18 protein-coding genes are annotated in these 16,720 nt (G+C 49.7%); 1 reads left to right on the top strand and 17 read right to left on the bottom strand.

The features are described from left to right. From E5987_RS08665 to E5987_RS08595, 16 genes are all read right to left on the bottom strand, one after another. Nucleotides 1-642, bottom strand: a complete 642-nt coding sequence (locus E5987_RS08665) for a YfgM family protein (protein WP_160335697.1) — start codon at nucleotides 640-642, stop codon at nucleotides 1-3. An 82-nt stretch (nucleotides 643-724) separates the two neighbouring features. Then, complete coding sequence (hisS, locus tag E5987_RS08660) at nucleotides 725-2,002, bottom strand: histidine--tRNA ligase (protein ID WP_160335696.1); 1,278 nt, start codon at nucleotides 2,000-2,002, stop codon at nucleotides 725-727. Nucleotides 2,003-2,004: 2 nt separating this feature from the next. Next, nucleotides 2,005-3,228, bottom strand: coding sequence for a flavodoxin-dependent (E)-4-hydroxy-3-methylbut-2-enyl-diphosphate synthase (gene ispG, locus E5987_RS08655; protein WP_160335695.1), 1,224 nt, complete (start codon nucleotides 3,226-3,228; stop codon nucleotides 2,005-2,007). Nucleotides 3,229-3,232: 4 nt separating this feature from the next. After that, nucleotides 3,233-4,336, bottom strand: coding sequence for a helix-turn-helix domain-containing protein (locus E5987_RS08650; RefSeq protein ID WP_160335694.1), 1,104 nt, complete (start codon nucleotides 4,334-4,336; stop codon nucleotides 3,233-3,235). Beyond that, complete coding sequence (rlmN, locus tag E5987_RS08645) at nucleotides 4,293-5,495, bottom strand: dual-specificity RNA methyltransferase RlmN (protein WP_237178784.1); 1,203 nt, start codon at nucleotides 5,493-5,495, stop codon at nucleotides 4,293-4,295. The genes E5987_RS08650 and rlmN overlap by 44 nt, the downstream gene beginning before the upstream one ends. Before the next feature lie 5 nt (nucleotides 5,496-5,500). Further along, nucleotides 5,501-5,929 carry a nucleoside-diphosphate kinase gene (gene ndk, locus E5987_RS08640; RefSeq protein WP_160335693.1) on the bottom strand — a complete coding sequence of 143 codons (429 nt, stop codon included), beginning with the start codon at nucleotides 5,927-5,929 and terminating at the stop codon, nucleotides 5,501-5,503. A gap of 145 nt (nucleotides 5,930-6,074) precedes the next feature. Continuing rightward, on the bottom strand, nucleotides 6,075-6,590 hold the full coding sequence (locus E5987_RS08635; protein WP_160335692.1) for a hypothetical protein: 516 nt from the start codon (nucleotides 6,588-6,590) through the stop codon (nucleotides 6,075-6,077). A 5-nt stretch (nucleotides 6,591-6,595) separates the two neighbouring features. Next, entirely contained in the window at nucleotides 6,596-7,198 is a 603-nt protein-coding gene (locus tag E5987_RS08630; protein ID WP_160335691.1) for a hypothetical protein, read from the bottom strand. Between the two features lies 1 nt (nucleotide 7,199). Next, on the bottom strand, nucleotides 7,200-7,757 hold the full coding sequence (locus E5987_RS08625) for a hypothetical protein (protein WP_160335690.1): 558 nt from the start codon (nucleotides 7,755-7,757) through the stop codon (nucleotides 7,200-7,202). Between the two features lie 5 nt (nucleotides 7,758-7,762). Beyond that, complete coding sequence (gene rlmD, locus E5987_RS08620; protein ID WP_160335689.1) at nucleotides 7,763-9,211, bottom strand: 23S rRNA (uracil(1939)-C(5))-methyltransferase RlmD; 1,449 nt, start codon at nucleotides 9,209-9,211, stop codon at nucleotides 7,763-7,765. Nucleotides 9,212-9,235: 24 nt separating this feature from the next. Then, nucleotides 9,236-10,009 carry a peptidoglycan DD-metalloendopeptidase family protein gene (locus tag E5987_RS08615; RefSeq protein WP_160335688.1) on the bottom strand — a complete coding sequence of 258 codons (774 nt, stop codon included), beginning with the start codon at nucleotides 10,007-10,009 and terminating at the stop codon, nucleotides 9,236-9,238. An 80-nt stretch (nucleotides 10,010-10,089) separates the two neighbouring features. Continuing rightward, the gene (surE, locus tag E5987_RS08610; protein ID WP_160335687.1) at nucleotides 10,090-10,842 is read right to left on the bottom strand and encodes a 5'/3'-nucleotidase SurE; all 753 of its coding nucleotides are present in this window, start codon (nucleotides 10,840-10,842) and stop codon (nucleotides 10,090-10,092) included. Nucleotides 10,843-10,848: 6 nt separating this feature from the next. Next, nucleotides 10,849-11,466: a 3-isopropylmalate dehydratase small subunit gene (leuD, locus tag E5987_RS08605; RefSeq protein WP_160335686.1), complete on the bottom strand. Its 618-nt coding sequence runs from the start codon at nucleotides 11,464-11,466 to the stop codon at nucleotides 10,849-10,851. Nucleotides 11,467-11,468: 2 nt separating this feature from the next. Further along, a complete protein-coding gene (gene leuC / locus E5987_RS08600; RefSeq protein ID WP_160335685.1) occupies nucleotides 11,469-12,875 on the bottom strand; it encodes a 3-isopropylmalate dehydratase large subunit in 1,407 nt (468 codons plus the stop codon). A gap of 192 nt (nucleotides 12,876-13,067) precedes the next feature. After that, nucleotides 13,068-13,214, bottom strand: coding sequence for a hypothetical protein (locus E5987_RS12950; protein WP_202074597.1), 147 nt, complete (start codon nucleotides 13,212-13,214; stop codon nucleotides 13,068-13,070). 74 nt (nucleotides 13,215-13,288) lie between these two features. After that, the gene (locus E5987_RS08595; protein ID WP_160335684.1) at nucleotides 13,289-14,065 is read right to left on the bottom strand and encodes a radical SAM protein; all 777 of its coding nucleotides are present in this window, start codon (nucleotides 14,063-14,065) and stop codon (nucleotides 13,289-13,291) included. Nucleotides 14,066-14,847: 782 nt separating this feature from the next. On the opposite strand from E5987_RS08595, the gene E5987_RS08590 reads away from it, so the two are divergent. After that, nucleotides 14,848-16,041: an IS4 family transposase gene (locus E5987_RS08590; RefSeq protein WP_160335683.1), complete on the top strand. Its 1,194-nt coding sequence runs from the start codon at nucleotides 14,848-14,850 to the stop codon at nucleotides 16,039-16,041. 41 nt (nucleotides 16,042-16,082) lie between these two features. On the opposite strand, the gene E5987_RS08585 is transcribed toward E5987_RS08590, so the two are convergent. Next, a complete protein-coding gene (locus tag E5987_RS08585; RefSeq protein WP_160335682.1) occupies nucleotides 16,083-16,649 on the bottom strand; it encodes a Fic family protein in 567 nt (188 codons plus the stop codon). Nucleotides 16,650-16,720: the final 71 nt, after the last annotated feature.

The raw sequence follows: 16,720 nt of genomic DNA, 5'->3' as shown, positions 1-16,720 counted from the left end.
TTACTCTTTGGGCTGAAGCGTAGCGCTAAGTTTTGTTTGAATAACGTTGACGAGAGGATTTGTAGCGGCTGTCTTTTTGAGGCCGTCTTCCCAGCTCTGACGAGCCGCGGCGATATCGCCTTTTGCCAGCAGAAGATCTCCCTTACGATCTGCAACAAGCGCTGCTTCATCCTTCAGGTCTTTCAGGCTGTCAAGCAGCTTAATTCCTTCGTCGTATTTGCCTTCATCAAGGTAAACACCGGCTAAACGAACCGCTGCAATCGTCTTAAGTTCGGGATACTTATCGGAATCCGTGATCCAAGTCAGAGATTTAACGGCTTCGTCTTTCTTGCCGGCTTCTTCGGCGGAGCGGGCGGCAAGAAGTGCGCCCATTCCGGCATAAGCCGTGGAGGCGTAGTCCGTATGAAGACGCTCATTAATTGCCTGAGCTCTTCCGTTGTCCTTTGCGTTCACCGCCTGAATCATCTGGGCATAAAGTGTCCCGGCATCAGCCGATTCCTTGGCCTGATACCATCTCCAGCCCTGCATCGCAGCAGCCGCTAAGCAAACCGCGGTAACCACTGAAAGGATCAGCGTTCCCCACTTATCCCACCACGCTTTAATCTCGGCAAGGGACTCTTGTTCTTCTAAATCATAGGCCATTATCGATGTATCTCCGGGTCTATTAATTTTCAATACGAATCTTCCGAGCCCTCAAATACAAGGATTCGGAAGAACAACGCAATTATATGTTTTTGCTGACAAATTCCAAAGCTTCTTCAATGGTCAGCGTTTTCTGTTCACCGTAGCCGGCAATACCTTCACGCAAAGCTTTAAGGCCGACCTTACCGGCAGCGGCTTCGTCGCTGCCGATGACAAGCGCATAGAGCGCGCCTGAAGCGTCAGCTCTCTTCAACTGGTTGGCAAACTTCATGCTGCCCGAGTGGACGATCACGCGGATTCCGGCGTCTCTGAGTTTTTCAGCTGCACCGATCGCGTTCAGATAGAGGGCCTTGTCCCAAACTATGTAGACATCGCATTCTCTTTCTTCGGGATGTACGCCGCACTCTTTCATCAGTTCGAGCACGCGTTCAATGCCCATCGCAAAGCCGCAGGCGGGCGCATCTCTGCCGCCGAGCATGCCGATCAGCGGGTCGTAACGGCCGCCGCCGCAGATGGTTCCCTGAGCGCCCAGTTTATCGGTTACCCATTCGAACACGGTCAGATTGTAGTAATCAAGACCTCTGACTAAGCGCGGATTAATTGTGTAGTCCACGCCTTCTGCTTTCAGAATATCTTCAAGAGAAGAAAGGAACGCTTTGGATTCTTCGCCGAGCGAATCATAAAGTTTCGGAGCGTTATTGACCAAATCCTGCATATCCGGATTCTTTGTATCGAGAATTCTGAGCGGATTGCTGTAAAGACGGCGCTGCGCGTCTTCGTCAAGAATTTCCTTGTGTTCTTCAAAGTAGCGAATCAGAATTTCACGATAGGCCTTTCTTTCTTCAAGCTGACCCAAGCAGTTCAGTTCAAGACGTACCGGCGCGATACCGAGTTCTTTCCAAAGCCGGTTCAGCATCAGAAGCTGTTCAGCGTCTGTATCCGGACCCTTAAAGCCCATCGCTTCCATACCGAACTGGTGGAACTGGCGATAGCGGCCTCTCTGAGGTCTTTCGTGACGGAACATCGGCCCCATGTACCAGAGACGACGCGGTGCATCGTAAAGCAGGTTGTGTTCGATACAGGCGCGCACGACGGACGCGGTGTTCTCAGGACGAAGCGAAAGGTTATCTCCGTTCAGAGAGTCCACAAAGGAATACATCTCTTTTTCTACGATATCGGTCACTTCGCCGATACCGCGTTTAAACAGACGAGTCTGTTCAACAATCGGAGTGCGGATCTGCTGATAACCGTAGAGATTAGCCAGTCCGATCGCTTTTTTCTCAAAGAAGTGCCAAAGCGGCGCGTCCGAAGGGAGCATATCGCTCATACCGCGGATCGCTTGAATTTTCTCTTGTGCCATTTCTATTCTTTTCCGTAAGTTCTTTTAACGTAATCTTCCAGAAGTGCGTGGAAATCCGAAGAAAGCGTCGGACCTTTGAGCGAGCCCCACTTCTTACCGTCCATATAGACGGGCGAGACAGGGCTCTCGCCTGCGCCCGGCAGCGAAATACCGATATTGGCATGCCTGCTTTCGCCGGGGCCGTTCACCACGCATCCCATTACTGCAACCGTCATGTTTTCTACGCCCGGATAAGACTTGCGCCACTGCGGAAGACGGGACTTGATATAAGTCTGAGTCTGTTTAGCAAGTTCCTGAAACAGACAGCTGCTGGTGCGTCCGCAGCCGGGACATGAAACGACCTGGGGCGTGAAGCTGCGCATTCCGAGCGCCTGCAGAATTTCACAGGCGAGTTCAACCTCAGCGCTTCGGGGCTGATCCGGTTCCGGCGTCAGAGAAACTCTGATCGTGTCTCCGATACCTTCAAGCAAAAGAACGGAAAGCGCGGAGGTACTGCTGACCGTACCCTTCAGTCCCATTCCTGCCTCGGTCAAGCCAAGGTGCAGAATATAGCCGCAGCGTTTTTTAAGTTCGCGGTAAACCGCGATCAGATCCGTGACACCGCTGACTTTAGCAGAAATCGCGATTTGGCTCGGTTTCATACCGAGGGCCACAGCAGCATCCGCGCTCTGAACAGCACTCTGAACCAGCGCTTCACGCAGAACCGCCTTTGCGCTTAGAGGATTTTCCAATTTCTGGTTTTCGCTCATCATGCGCGCGAGCAGATCCTGATCCAAAGAGCCCCAATTCACGCCGATGCGTATCGGTTTATCATACTTCAGCGCGAGCCGGATCATGGTCTCGAAATTCTCAGCGTGCTTCTCCCCTTTACCGACATTTCCCGGGTTAATACGGTATTTCGAAAGGGCCTGAGCGCATTCAGGGTATTCGCTCAGCAGCTTATGTCCGTTGTAATGAAAATCACCGACAAGCGGAACAAAGCATCCGGCCGCATCCAAACGCCTGCGAATTTCGGGAATTGCCTTCGCAGCAGCCGGAGTGTTGACCGTCAGACGGACAAGTTCACTTCCGGCCCGGACCAATTCCAGGACCTGCGCGACGGAACGCTCAACATCGGCCGTATCCGTGTTGGTCATAGACTGAACGACGACTGGGCGGCCGGCGCCGATTTCAACGACATTGCCGAGCCACTGAACCTTCATCGGTTCTTTTGCTTCCGTATTCATTTAATTACTTCTGGTAAGCCGTAAACACAGTAGAAGTACTGTTCGGTCTTGCATCGAGGTTAACCGCACGGCCGTCCAAATGCACTGCGCCGTTCTGGCGGTTGCCTACAGAGACCTTAAAGGGAAGCGCAACGGAGTACTCTCTGCTCTGTCCGGCTTTGAGCTGAGTGTTGAATTCCAGCTTATTGTCTTTATAGATACCAAACCAGCATTCGCCGTTTTTGCCTTCGAGCTTAATCTTAACTTCGCCCTTAGCAGAGTACGGAAGTTCCCAGCGATCTTCCGTCTTGTTGTACTCAAGTCTCATCGGCTCGGAAGTGTCAACTGTCTGAGCAGCGGCTTCCTTCTCTTCAGCAGCTTTAGCTTCAGCAGCCTTGCGTTCTTCTTCAGCCTTCTGTTTTGCTTTTTCTTCAGCTTCCTTCTGCAGACGCTCTTTCAGCTCAGCTTCCTGCTTTGCTTTTGCTTCTTCAGGAGCGGCTGCCGCAGCAGCTTCGGAAGACGGAGCAGCGACTTCAGCCTTCTTTTCAGCTTCAGGTTCTGTCTTAACTTCCTGTTTTGCAGCCGGCACCTCCTGCTCCTTGGCCTCGGGCGCCGCAGGCGCAGAAGCTGCAGGAGCCGCGGCTGTCTGAGTTTCCGAGTCTGAGTTGGCCAGCATGGACGGGATGTACTGATAACCGAAATAGCCCGCCGCGATCAGCACGGCGAGGAAAAGAAGTCCCGCGACCACCTTACCGCCGACATTTTTCGGCTGAGCGTCCTGATACGGCGCCAAATCCTGGGTCGTTTTACGAATAAACGTGCGGGGATCACGATCTTCCGGGCGCAACGCAACATTAAACATATCGATGACTTTATTGTCATCTACGCCGAGCAGGCGGGCATAGCTTCTCAAATGGGCCCGAGCATAAACAGGGGTCGGAAAAACTTTATAGTCATCTGCCTCCAGCCCTTCGATCTGAGCCGGAGAGATGCGAAGCTGAGAGGCGACCTGATCAACCGTGAGTCCTTTTCCCTCACGGGCAATTCTCAGCAGTCCGCCGTAAGTCGTCGCTTCGGGAGGGAGATCACTCCCGACGTTCGTTTCCTGATTTTGGATTCCTTCGGGCATGATGCTCCTCTTTTTCCTTTTCTTGCGAAATCTCTTTGATAATTATCTCTCTGTTTGCCCTCTTTTCGGCGAGTCTTGTGCGGTCTTTAATCTCACCCGCGAGCTGTCCGCAGGCTGCGTCGATATCGTCTCCGCGCACCTTTCTCACGGTTGTGACAATGCCGGCGCCGTTCAATCGATCGGCAAAGGCCTGCACCGCCTCCGGCTCACTGCGTTTCAGTCCGGACCCTGGGAACGGATTAAAAGGGATCAGATTAAACTTGCACGGGACATCCTGCACCAGAGTAATCAGTTCTTTAGCCTGCGCGACGGAATCGTTAACGCCGCCGATCAGGATGTACTCGAACGTTATAAAGTCTCTTGGCGCGACCTTTAAGTAGCGCTTGCAAGCCTCCAGAAGAGATTCAATATTATGTTTTCTATTGATCGGCATAATTTTGTCGCGCAGCACGTCGTTAGGCGCATGCAGGCTGACAGCCAGTGCGACAGGACAAAGTTCGCCGAGTTTGTCGATTTGACGGACAAGGCCTGATGTAGAAACGGTTACTCTTCTGCGGGACAAGCCGTAGGCGTTATCGTCGAGCATCAGGCGCAGCGACGGAATCACCGCGTCCAAATTCTGAAGCGGCTCTCCCATGCCCATCATGACAACGTTGGAAATCACTCGTTCGTTTTCATCGGTAATTTCCAGATCTCTGCGCAGCGTATGTTCTGCGTGCCAGAGCTGACCAATGATTTCCGACGTTTTCAGATTACGATTAAAACCCTGTTTTCCGGTTGAACAAAAGAGGCAGTTCATCGCGCATCCGGCCTGTGAAGAAACACAAAGCGTTCCGCGATTGTCCTGCGGGATGTACACCATTTCCACCGCATTGCCGTTTCCGACCGAAAGCAGCCACTTGCGCGTTCCGTCAGAAGCCGTTTTATCCCGGATGATTTCAGGGCCGCGGACCTCGGCGACCTTCTCGAGCTTTGCCCGAAAAGATTTTGCGAGGTCCGTCATTTCGGAAAAGTCAGAGGCGCCCCGGCGATGAATCCATCGCTCAAGCTGTTTTGCGCGGAAGGGTTTTTCGCCCAAATCCTCGCAGAATTTCTTTAATCCCTCAGCATCAAAGTTGAGCAGATTAACCTTTTGCGTATCCTTTTCCGAAACTGTCATTTGGATTAGCGTCCTGCGTAGATGTCCATCTGCGGGAAGAAGAACGCGATTTCAACAGCGGCTGTTTCGGGGCTGTCGGAACCGTGAACGGCGTTGGCGTCGATGGACTGAGCGAAGTCTGCGCGGATTGTGCCCTTAGCAGCCTTCTTCGGATCGGTTGCGCCCATCAGTTCGCGGTTTTTCATAATGGCGTTTTCGCCTTCAAGAACCTGAATCTGGACAGGACCGGAAACCATGAAGTCAACGAGGTCTTTGAAGAAGGGGCGTTCGCGGTGAACAGCGTAGAAAGCTTCGGCTTCCTGACGGGAGAGCCATTTCATCTTGGAAGCAACGATCTTCAGATTGTTGGATTCAAAGCGGCTGTAAATCTGTCCGATTACATTTTTCGCAACTGCGTCGGGTTTGATAATAGAAAGTGTGCGTTCAACTGCCATTTCAATCTCTTAAAGAGTTATAAAAAAATAAAACAAGGAAAAGCGGACCAATCCGCCTCCCCTCCGTCTCTGCCTTACGGCAATCTTTTAATTTTATCATGCTCAAAGTTTCCACCGAGTCCGCATTTTTCACGGAAACGGCTTCTTACTTACTTTTTCCGGGCTGAATAAAAGTGAGCGCCAGGACAATTAAATTCAGAACCGCTACCCAGATAACAATCCAATCCGTCTCCAGAACCACCAAGTAAGCGCGTTCTCCCCAAATCATTTTCGGCGCTTCAAGGAAGGTGACTGCCGCAAAGGCGATAGGAAGAAAAAGTCCGAATCGAAGAGAGCGCAGCGTCAGAGGGCTTGGTCTCAGGTAGAACTGCCACGAAAAGAATATCGACGTGACAATAAAGAGGACGTATAAAAGAGCGCCGGCCTTCAGGAACGTATAGGCCTTAATCATCAGCGCTCCGTTTTCCGTGAGTTTCTCATGCACGTCCCAGAGGATAAAGGCAAGCTGCGAAGGTTCAAAAAGCAGAATAAAAGCCAGCACCAGTGCGACCCATGATGGCATTCCGGGTCTTCTGATCTTCAGCGTCCTCGCCAGCCACAGGCTGAAAAGACCCATTGATAGAAATGCGGCCGCGCCCCGCATACTGAGAAAATATTCCATGTCGTCTACTTATCGTCTCTTTCCAACGGATAGTAAGAGGCTATATTTTTATTCGTTTTTAAGTAGGCAGTGATACCCAATAAGAGGACAACGTATCCGGCAAGCGCAAGGGCGCTCTGCCGGACCAAATCGAAGCCCTGAGCGCCGAGAAGAATAAGCGGAAGCACCCCGACTGAGACAACAATTACCAGCGCGGAAATCCACATCAGTCGGAACGCGGTCAGGAGCCCGCGGCGGACTCTTCGGGTATAAAGCATCCAAGCCGAAAACCCGTTGAGAATCATTGAACCGATGATGCCGAGAACGGACAGACCGATACAGGTTTGTTCAAGGGTGCTCATTTGAGAAAGCGACTCAGAGAGCATATCCGTATTAACGGCGTCCAAGCCGCCGTTTTCCACTCCAAGCCATAAAGCCGGGAACACATCACGGATAAAACTCAGCGAGAGCAGCGGCAGGAAAAGAAAAAGCAGAACGATACAGCAGGCCAGTCCCCAGTCGGGCAATCCTTTTCCGCGTGTCTTAACCACGTACATTGGGAACCAGAAACAAAATCCGAGCGCAAAGAAAAATGTAAACCAATAATTAAAAAAACTGCTTTCTTCCATTTTATTTGGGTGGCGTTTTAGTGTAGATGCGATTCATCGATTCATCGAAACACAGTGCGATCGTGCAGGCAATCGTCATAACCAGCTGCATGAGAAGCGGTACAAAAGTGTCCGAAATCATCGTGTAGCCGTAGGAGCCGAATATGAGGACCGGAAGAGCCGCCTGCGCAAGCAGATTCAGTCCCAGACCGATCCAAAGAAACAGGACCGAGAGCGGCTTAACAGTTCTGTCACGCAGAAAATACAGCATCAGACTCACAAACAGTGAGGATGCGATTGCTCCGCCCGTCAGAGCCCAGCTGATCTGCGTAAAGACAGGAATACCCGGGACCGACCATCCTGAAAACGTAAGCTTCAGAATCTCGGTTGTATCCCGATTCATGCTGTAGGACCAAATCGGCAGAAGCATCAGCGTAACCGTTACTACAGCGCTGATTCCCCATGTCAGATCTTTGCTCGAGATCTTAAGCAGCCAAGCGATAGTGAAAACGCATGCGAGCAGAATCAGAATCGCCTTTATAAGCGGCCATAACAGTAAGAGAAACAGCGACAAAGACATTCCGATCAACTTCCGTTGGTCTGAGCGTCTTCAGCCTGAGCTTCTTCGCTGATCTCCTGCAGTTCCATTTCTTCGATGGGATCCTGCTGTACCGGTTTAGGACCGGGTTCAAAGACTGCAATGCTTTCTACATGCGCCGTATGCGGGAACATATTCATGACGCCAGCGCTTCTCAAATGCCATCCGCCCTCTCTGACGAGGATCGCGGCATCTCTTGCAAGCGTCGCGGGGTTGCAGGAAACGTAGACCAGGCGTTTCGGTCTCTGCTCGGTATTAGCAAAGGACTGACAGACTGCCATTGCGCCTTCTCGCGGCGGATCAATCAGCACCCGATCAATTCCGCCTATAGACTTCCAAATTGCGTCCCAGTCTTCGTCCTTCCAGTCAAAGAGGTTTCTTGCGACAAAGTCTGTCTTATCAGCGAGGCCGTTTTGCTCAGCACCCTCTTTAGCCCGATCAACGAGCGCCTGACTGCCTTCAATACCGATGACTTGTTTGACTTTTGTCGCGATCGGCAGTGTGAAATTGCCCAGTCCGCAGAAGAAATCGACAACCTTGCAGTCATGATCCAGCTTCAGCATTCTCAGCGCACGGGAAACCATCAGTTCGTTGAGGACGTGATTCACCTGAGTGAAGTCTGTCGGTTTGAATGTAATGGCAACATTCGTTTCGCGGTGGCGAAGCTTGAGTCGATCCGCATTTTCCAGCTCAAGCGGATAAATACTGTCCGGGCCCTTAGGCTGATACCAAACAACGACGTCGTGCTCTTTTTCAAAGGCTTTGATTTTTGCCTCGTCCTCCGCGCTTGGCTGCTCCAGAATACGGAACACAAAAGCGGTGCAGTCTTCCGTGCAGGCGACCTCAATCTGCGCGAGTTTCTGACGAATGGTTAAAGAGGCGATCAGATCACGAAGAGGAACAAGGAGATTACTGACTTTTTTCGGCAGGATCTCACAGCTTTTCATATCCGCGATATAGCTGGAGCGTTTTTCATGAAAACCGACGAGCACCGTACCTTTTTTCGCGACGTCACGCACTGAGAGTCTTGCGCGGTGTCGATAATGCCAGGTCAGTCCGAAGATCGGCGGGATCACCTGTTCAGGGCGTACTCGACCGATATGCCAAAGCGCATCCATTAAAACTTTCTGTTTCACCGCAACTTGCGCGCGCGGCTCGATGTGCTGCATAGCGCATCCGCCGCAGCTGCCGTCCTTGACGCCGAAATAAGGGCACTTGGGTGTAACTCTGAGCGGAGACTCGGTCAAAAGATCCGTTGCGAAACTGAGTTCAAAAGAAGGCTTATTGCGATACCGCTCGTAAGTCACTTCTTCGCCCGGAAGGGCTCCCTCGATAAAAACGACCTTGCCGTCGCGATGGGAAACACCTCTGCCTTCCTGATCGAGTGTTTCAACAATGACGGTAAATTTTTCTCTTTCTTTTCTTGCGCGGACCATCAGACAATCCTTTCCAATGACGAATTACTGTTTAGGGAGGATTGTAGTGGGATCCAGAGATTTTCCGTTGCGACGTACTTCGAAGTGGACACGAGACTCTTTGTCATCAGATGCTCCCACGTCCGCAATCTTTTGTCCCTTAGTCACTTTCTGACCCTGTTTCACAGTAATGGTACCGTTGCGTCCGTATGCAGTCACGAGCTCTTTGGTATGGCGAAGGATCACGAGATTGCCGTAGCCCTTGACGTTGCCGACAAAGACCACATCGCCGTCCGCGGCTGCTTTCACCGGAGTGCCGGCAGAGGCTGCAATATCGATGCCTTTATTAAGCGTACTGAACGGCTGGACGATTCTGCCCTTGACCGGCCAGATAAACGCAGATGAGGAGGAAGATTCCGCAGCTGAAGAATTAGAAGACGTTTGAGTTTCTGTCTTCTGAGCTGTCACAGGTTTAGCTGCTGCGGAGGCCGCTGCCGCGGCTGAGGCCGAAGCGGAAGTTTTTTCCTGCTGATGCGCCTGAATTCTTTCGATATCCTGCCGCACGCCAGAAGAAATCGAGAGTTTGATCTGCTGACCCACTCTCAGTTTGCTTGGGTCTGACAGACCATTTTCACGGGCCACCGCGACCGGGTCCAAAGAGTAGCGGCGAGCCACCGCGTAGAGCGTGTCACCGGGCTTTACGGTATATACAGTTGTCGTCGTCGGTCCGTTTGAAATCGGAGCGTTTCCCCCGGTAAAGGAACATCCCGCCGCAATAAGAGCTACAGCAGCCGGGGCTAAAACTTTCAACCAACTCATTCTTCCTCCATTAACCAACTTCTAATGCACGCCGCAAAAAGATAAAGTTTAAACGCAAATGCGCGATCTGTTTACCTTCATTACGCCGGGAATTTGTTCCACCAATTTTTAACGCTGTCTAAAGTCGCATAATTTGTCATATCGACCTGCAGGGGCGTCATACTGATATAACCGTGTGACGTCGCCCAGAAATCCGTCCCCTGCGCGTCATCCTTAGCATCTCCTGCCGCCCCGAGCCAATAGATTTTTTCTCCTCTCGGGTTAATCTGTTCAATCACAGACTGCGCCGAATGGCGGCGTCCGAGTCTCGTTACGACAACACCGTTTAAGCGATCAATCGTCGTGTTGGGAATATTCACATTCAAAAGGAAAGGCGCAGGAAGCGGATTATCCAGATAATTCTCAATAATCCGCTCTACCGTCTGAGCGGCCGAATCCAAGTAAGACCAGCCGGATTTCACCTGAGAAAACGCGAACGAGGGGCAGCCGAACAGATAACCTTCCATGGCTGCGGCCACAGTTCCCGAGTACAGGACATCGTCGCCCATATTCTGACCGCAGTTAATGCCGCTCAGCACCAGGTCCGGTTTTTCTTTCAAAAGCCCCGTCAGTGCAATATGTACGCAGTCGCTTGGCGTACCGTTAATGAAATAGACATCGTCCTGAACCTGCCGAATCGAAAGAGGACGGGTTAGCGTCAGAGAGTTGCTTGCGCCGCTGTGATTCTGTTCCGGGGCCACGACCGTCACATGTCCGAAGCGTTTCATGTGACGGGCAAGTTCCTGGATGCCCGGCGCCAAGTATCCGTCATCATTCGATATCAAAATGTTCATTCGCAATTACTCCGATTCTGCAAGCCACGGGAAGCTGCTGTAATACTGTTTTTCGAACGCTTCAATTTCATTCTCGCGTCTGAGCGTTTCAGCCGCAGCGTCCAATCCGTTCAATAGTTTATCTTTTCGAAGCGGTTCTATCTCGAAACTCAGATTTTTCCCGCCCGGAGTCGTCACGGTCTGATGAACCAAATCGATTGAGACCGTCTTATTATCCGAGTTTTCCAAAACCCGCAGAAGTTCATCGACCTGCGCCTGCGGAAGCACCACGCACAGCAGTCCGTTATTTGCGCAGTTGTCAAAGAAAATTCCGGCAAAAGAGGAGCCGATCAGCGCACGGATGCCGCGTTTTCTCAGTCCCCAAACCGCGTGTTCACGAGAAGATCCGCATCCGAAGTTCGGTCCCGTGACGATAATTTCGGCCTGTCGATACGGAGTCTGATTCAGTACAAAATCCGGATTTTCCGTTCCGTCAGGATTCAGACGAACGTCATGAAAGAGTCCTTCAAGGACGCCGTCCTTATCAATTCTTTTGAGAAAAGCCTTCGGCATTATCACATCTGTATCGATATTTGCCGTAGGCATAGGAGCCGCCGCGGCCGTCAGCTGTATAAATTTATCCATGGTTAGCTCCTGAAATCCGCGATGCAGCCGTTAATACTTGAGCTCGCCACAATTTGAGGCGAGGCAAGGTGCGTACGCGTACCGACGCCCTGGCGGCCCTCAAAATTACGGTTGGTCGCCGACACGCAGCGATCGTTTGCCTGAAGGATATCGCCGTTCATCGCCAGGCAGAGCGAACAGCCGGATTTCCTCCACTGCCATCCCGCGTCTTTAAAGATTTGGTCCAAGCCCTCTTCTTCGGCCTGCTTTCGAATCTGCATCGAACCCGGCACAACCGCGGCGGTGACACCGGGGTGTACCTTTCTGCCTTTGAGTACGGAGGCCGCTGCGCGAAGATCTTCGATTCGGGAATTCGTGCAGGAACCGATAAACGCGTGGGTGATCGGGATGCCGGCAATTTTTTCTCCGGCTTTCAGTCCCATGTAGGAGAGCGCTCGCTGCATATCGGCTCTTCTGTCCGGATTTTGTTCAAGCATCGGATCCGGGATCACTTCGTCGATCGAGACAGCCTGATCAGGGCTGGTTCCCCATGTCACCATCGGTTTTGCGCCGGAGACATCGATCACAGCCTCTTTATCGAACACCGCGCCTTCGTCAGACTTCAAGGTCCGCCAGTATTCAACCGCCTTGTCCCAATTCTCGCCTTTTGGCGCGTACGGACGACCTTTAAGATATTCAAAAATCTTTTCATCGGGCGCGATCAAAGAAGAGCGTGCTCCGCATTCAACCGCCATATTGCAGAACGTCAGACGTCCTTCGGGACTCAATTCACGGACCGCCTCGCCGGTGAATTCCACACAGCAGCCGCCGCATCCTCCCGCACCGAGTTCGCGCACGACATGAATGATCAAATCCTTGGCACTGACATCTGAGGGCTTTTTACCGACCAGATGCACGCGCATATTTTTTAGACATTTGTAATTCAGAGCGGACGTCGCAAGGTAATGGTAAATGTCGGATGTGCCGATGCCGAAGCCCAGACATCCGAACGCGCCGTACATCGCTGTGTGGCTGTCGCCGGCGCCGATGACCATGCCGGGCTGTACTCTGCCCTGCTCAACCATGACGACGTGCTCAATCCCCTGATTCGGACTGTCGTTGTTGTAAACCTCGAGGCCAAATGTCTGACCGTTTTCCTCGAGGTACTGTACTTGTTTTCTCGCGTTTTCTTCGGTCGGATAAATCGGGCGATCCGCAGCGGAAGGATTCACGTGATCAATCGTGCCGAGTGTCGCAGAGGGCCGACGAACTTTAAGTTTGTTCTCCCGAAGCAACGTAAAGGCCTGAGGGGATGTGTATTCATTGACCACTGTCCGATCGATAAACAGCAGACGTTCGCTGCCGTCTTCGTCGTATTTGCGGATAGTGTGTGTATCGAGCAGTTTCTCGTATAGCGTTCGCGGATTCATGGATACTCCCGGAATTTTATTATTGCTGCGGTCCGCCTGTGGGGCGCACATTCGAATAACTTTAACCGCTAAAACACTTTATTTCTATTAGGCGCAATACGGAAGCCGTGTTTTTGTGCGCAGAAAAAAACAAACCGCAAGGAACAACACCTTACGGCTTACTTATCGAAACAGCGTATTGAACGCTTTCTTTTATGCTTTCGCGAGCTTCATATTTGTCGACATAGCCGGCTTGACCTGTTCTTTTTTCGATTTCTCGGCTTTTTTAGCCAGAGAGATCAGCTGCAAAGAAGCTCCCGCCAATAAGAGTCTCGTCTTAATTGGAAGCGATTCAGACATAAACACCTCATAAAAATTCTATGAGGGTAATTTAAACTTGCTTTATGACAGCTTTATGACATTTAGCATAAACGCTAATAGGCCACCAACGTCTTGTAACCTTTTGACTCCAAAATATCTTTAATCCGATCCAGCTCCTGCGGAGAAGCTTTTTTCAAAGTTTTCAGCGGTGTCTCACGATCGATCGTATAGATCATCACCTCGCGGGGTTTGATTTGATCCAAAACCTTCAGCCACGGCTGAACGTATTCATCCGTCGTGTTGTTGATTTCTTTTCCGTCGACACTGCCTTTGAGGAACATGGTCTGAACGATCACATCCCCTTTGAAGTTTTCCAAGCATCGAATGATCTCCTCGACGTCATACTTCGCATTAGGCCGATCCACCAGATGAATGAAATCCTCATTCACAGTATCGAGCTTCATAATCGGATTGTCGACCAATTGAAGCGCCTCCATAACCGAAGGGCGATTCACAAAGGTGGAATTCGATAGGACCGATATTTTGGCGTTCGGTACATATTTGTCTCTGAGTTCAATCGTATCGCTGATGATCTCGAGGAACTTCGGATGCGAGGTCGGCTCACCGTTTCCGGCAAATGTAATGACATCCGGGATCATGTTTTTTGACAAGAGTGCAGCCAGTTTCTTTTCAAGCGCAGTCTTGACCTCTTCCCTGGTCGGAAGCTTCGGCTTGGTCTCATTCTTAGCGTTTAAACCGCACTCGCAGTACACACAGTCAAAGGAACAGACCTTTGCCGACGGCGGAAGAAGATTAACGCCTAAAGACAGTCCGAGTCTTCTAGAATGAATCGGCCCAAAAATCGGCGACGGGAAAAGAATGCAGGACATGAATACCTCCAAAACGATGCTTGAGGCTAGCACGTTCCGGGCCGAGTATTTCAGTTATGAGCGTTGCTTTGGGAAACAACTCTGGAGAAAATTTTGAAATCAGAAAGATAGAACAATTTATCCATCTGATTTTAAATAATTTATAAAAATGTTGGCACTAAAAAGATCGTTTAACGAGCTAATTTAAAAAGTGCTCGGGCGGCAGGCTTCGAACGACACTAATAAATCAATAGGTTAATGTACGCATAAATCAAATTGGTACATTTATTGGCACATTTGAATTTTTTGATCCGCTGAGCGGAGCACTGAACATTCTAATTTCTTTTCGTGTAAGTTTTAACTTTCAATAGACGCCATGATAGCAACACCTTTCCCGGTTCTAAGTGCACTCGGCCTTCAGCTGAGGGTTTCCGTCGGGCACGCCTAGCCGGAAGTTCTCGAAATCAGCTCTTCTGACCCGTTAATCTCTACCTCTAATTTTAGCTGCGTCCTGAAATAAAAAAGCCACTGTGTGGACGGCCAGAAAAGGCAAAGCCTTGGATTTTTCCGAGGATTTAAATGAAGACGAATTTAGATTTTAAGATAACAATTTAAGCAAAGCGGGGAATCTATAGACAGACGGACGCCTGCCAACCCCCGAATATACCTTTTCGATTAGGTTCGCAGAAACTAATTTATTTCACTACTGTCCAAAATAAATTTTTTCGGAACGTCTAGATGCAAAGATGCCGAATCTTCGATAAATTTAAAGTTCCCAGCAATAAAAAATCGAAGGATTCGGCATGCAAAGAGCAACAATATCCATGTTTGCGCAACTTGTCCAGTCAATGGGTTGCAAACTTGAATTTCAACATTTAGTCAACAAGCATCAGTCAGACAAGGCATCCAAAGGCTTCTCAAGCTGGAGTCAATTTATTGCAATGCTTTTTTGCCAACTGACGGGGGCAGAGTCACTTAGGGAAATTTCTGACGGTCTTTTTTCGAGTCTAGGCAAACTTAATCATATCGGAGCAAAAGCGGCATGCCGCTCTACTTTAGGCTACGCTAACCAGAATCGCCCTTACAAGCTTTACGAGGACTTCTATTACGTATTACCGGATAAATTCCGTCATGAAATCCAAGGGCGCCTTAGCGAACGTTTTACAAAGCCCGTTTATTCGCTGGATTCAACGACAATAAGCTTGTGTCTGCGTTTGTTTGAGTGGGCGCACCATCGCAGAAGAAAAGGCGGAATAAAGCTGCATACGCTTTTGAACAACGACCTATGCTTACCGGAGGTCATTGTTGAGACCCCGGCCAAAGTAAGCGACATTAAAGGTGCAAAGAGCATTCTGGAAAATATTCCAAAGGGATCCATCGTAGTGATGGATCGAGGCTACAACGATTACAGCCTGTTTAAAAGGCTCAGTGAAAAAGGCGTAACTTTTGTAACTCGCCTTAAAGATAATGCCGTACATACACCTTTGAGGAAAGGTCTTATACAAGAGGATCCTGATAAGAAATGGGGACTCTACAAGATGAGCTTTACCGGTACTCAAGCACGAAAGCATTGCGAAGATATGCGATTCAGAGTGGTCCAATGGTATGACGAAAAAACCGATCGTTGGTTTGAGTTCCTCACCAACAGCAAGGAGTTAACTGCTCCCGAAGTTGCCGACTTGTATAAGGACCGTTGGCAAATTGAGTTGTTCTTTAAACGCATAAAACAGAATCTGGTCATTAAATCGTTCGTAGGGACAACAGAGAACGCAGTTATGACACAGATTTGGACAGCTGCCATAGCCATACTTCTGCTGGAGCTATTGAGGCGCCGTTCCAAGTATAACTGGACGTTTTGCAGATTAGCCAGATACTTCAAGTTAAACCTTATGACCTGTAAATCGCTAGAACATAGGCTTAACAAGCCGGATATAAAGGAATGGGAGAGTCCTCCGGAATCGTCACAGGGCTGTCTATTTTCTTGGAGAGGGGGTTGATTTCACCATTTAGACTCCGGCGACGGTAAACCCCGATAAATTCAGATGGCAAGTTTTAAAATCAAATTATTTTGGACAGCAGTGAATTTATTTACTAAGTGAGAGGCAACTTGCTGCGATAGATTCTGTTTATATTTTTTCCTGAGACCTGGGATGGAAAATATTGGATTAGCGAAAATGTAATCTAACGAATTTATCGCAAATGAGGAGTTCGTGGCATTTACAAACTTTTCTTTTGATTCTTCGTACAATCTTGTCATGTTAATTAACAGGTTAACATTCGCTGTGCAGTGTTCTATAACACCGTTCAAGAAAAATTCTATCCAGGGATTCCAATCGCCATCTTTAGAAATCATTCCTATGGTTTCGTAATACCTGTCACTATGAGATTGAAGGTATGCGCTCATATAGAAACAAGGTGTGCTTAAAATCTTTTTATCTGCTAAAAACAAAGTAATTAATAATCTTCCCATTCTTCCATTGCCGTCCAGAAATGGGTGGATCATTTCAAATTGAGCATGATTTCTCTCAACGATTCGAACGGTATTCTCAATGGTTCGAACGACGATTCTCAGCGTTCGAACGGAGCTAATTTTCAGTGTTGTCATTTCCTGAAATCGGTTGACTACTTGATGTTGTTAAACCTAGTTAAAGTTTACTGTTTAAAGAGTAATCCCTG

The sequence above is a fragment of the Parasutterella muris genome, from assembly GCF_009767915.1.
In the GTDB taxonomy this organism is placed as follows: Bacteria; Pseudomonadota; Gammaproteobacteria; order Burkholderiales; family Burkholderiaceae_F; genus Parasutterella; species Parasutterella muris.
Note: the sequence above shows the minus strand (reverse complement) of the source record. Positions and strands in the feature narration are given on the sequence as shown.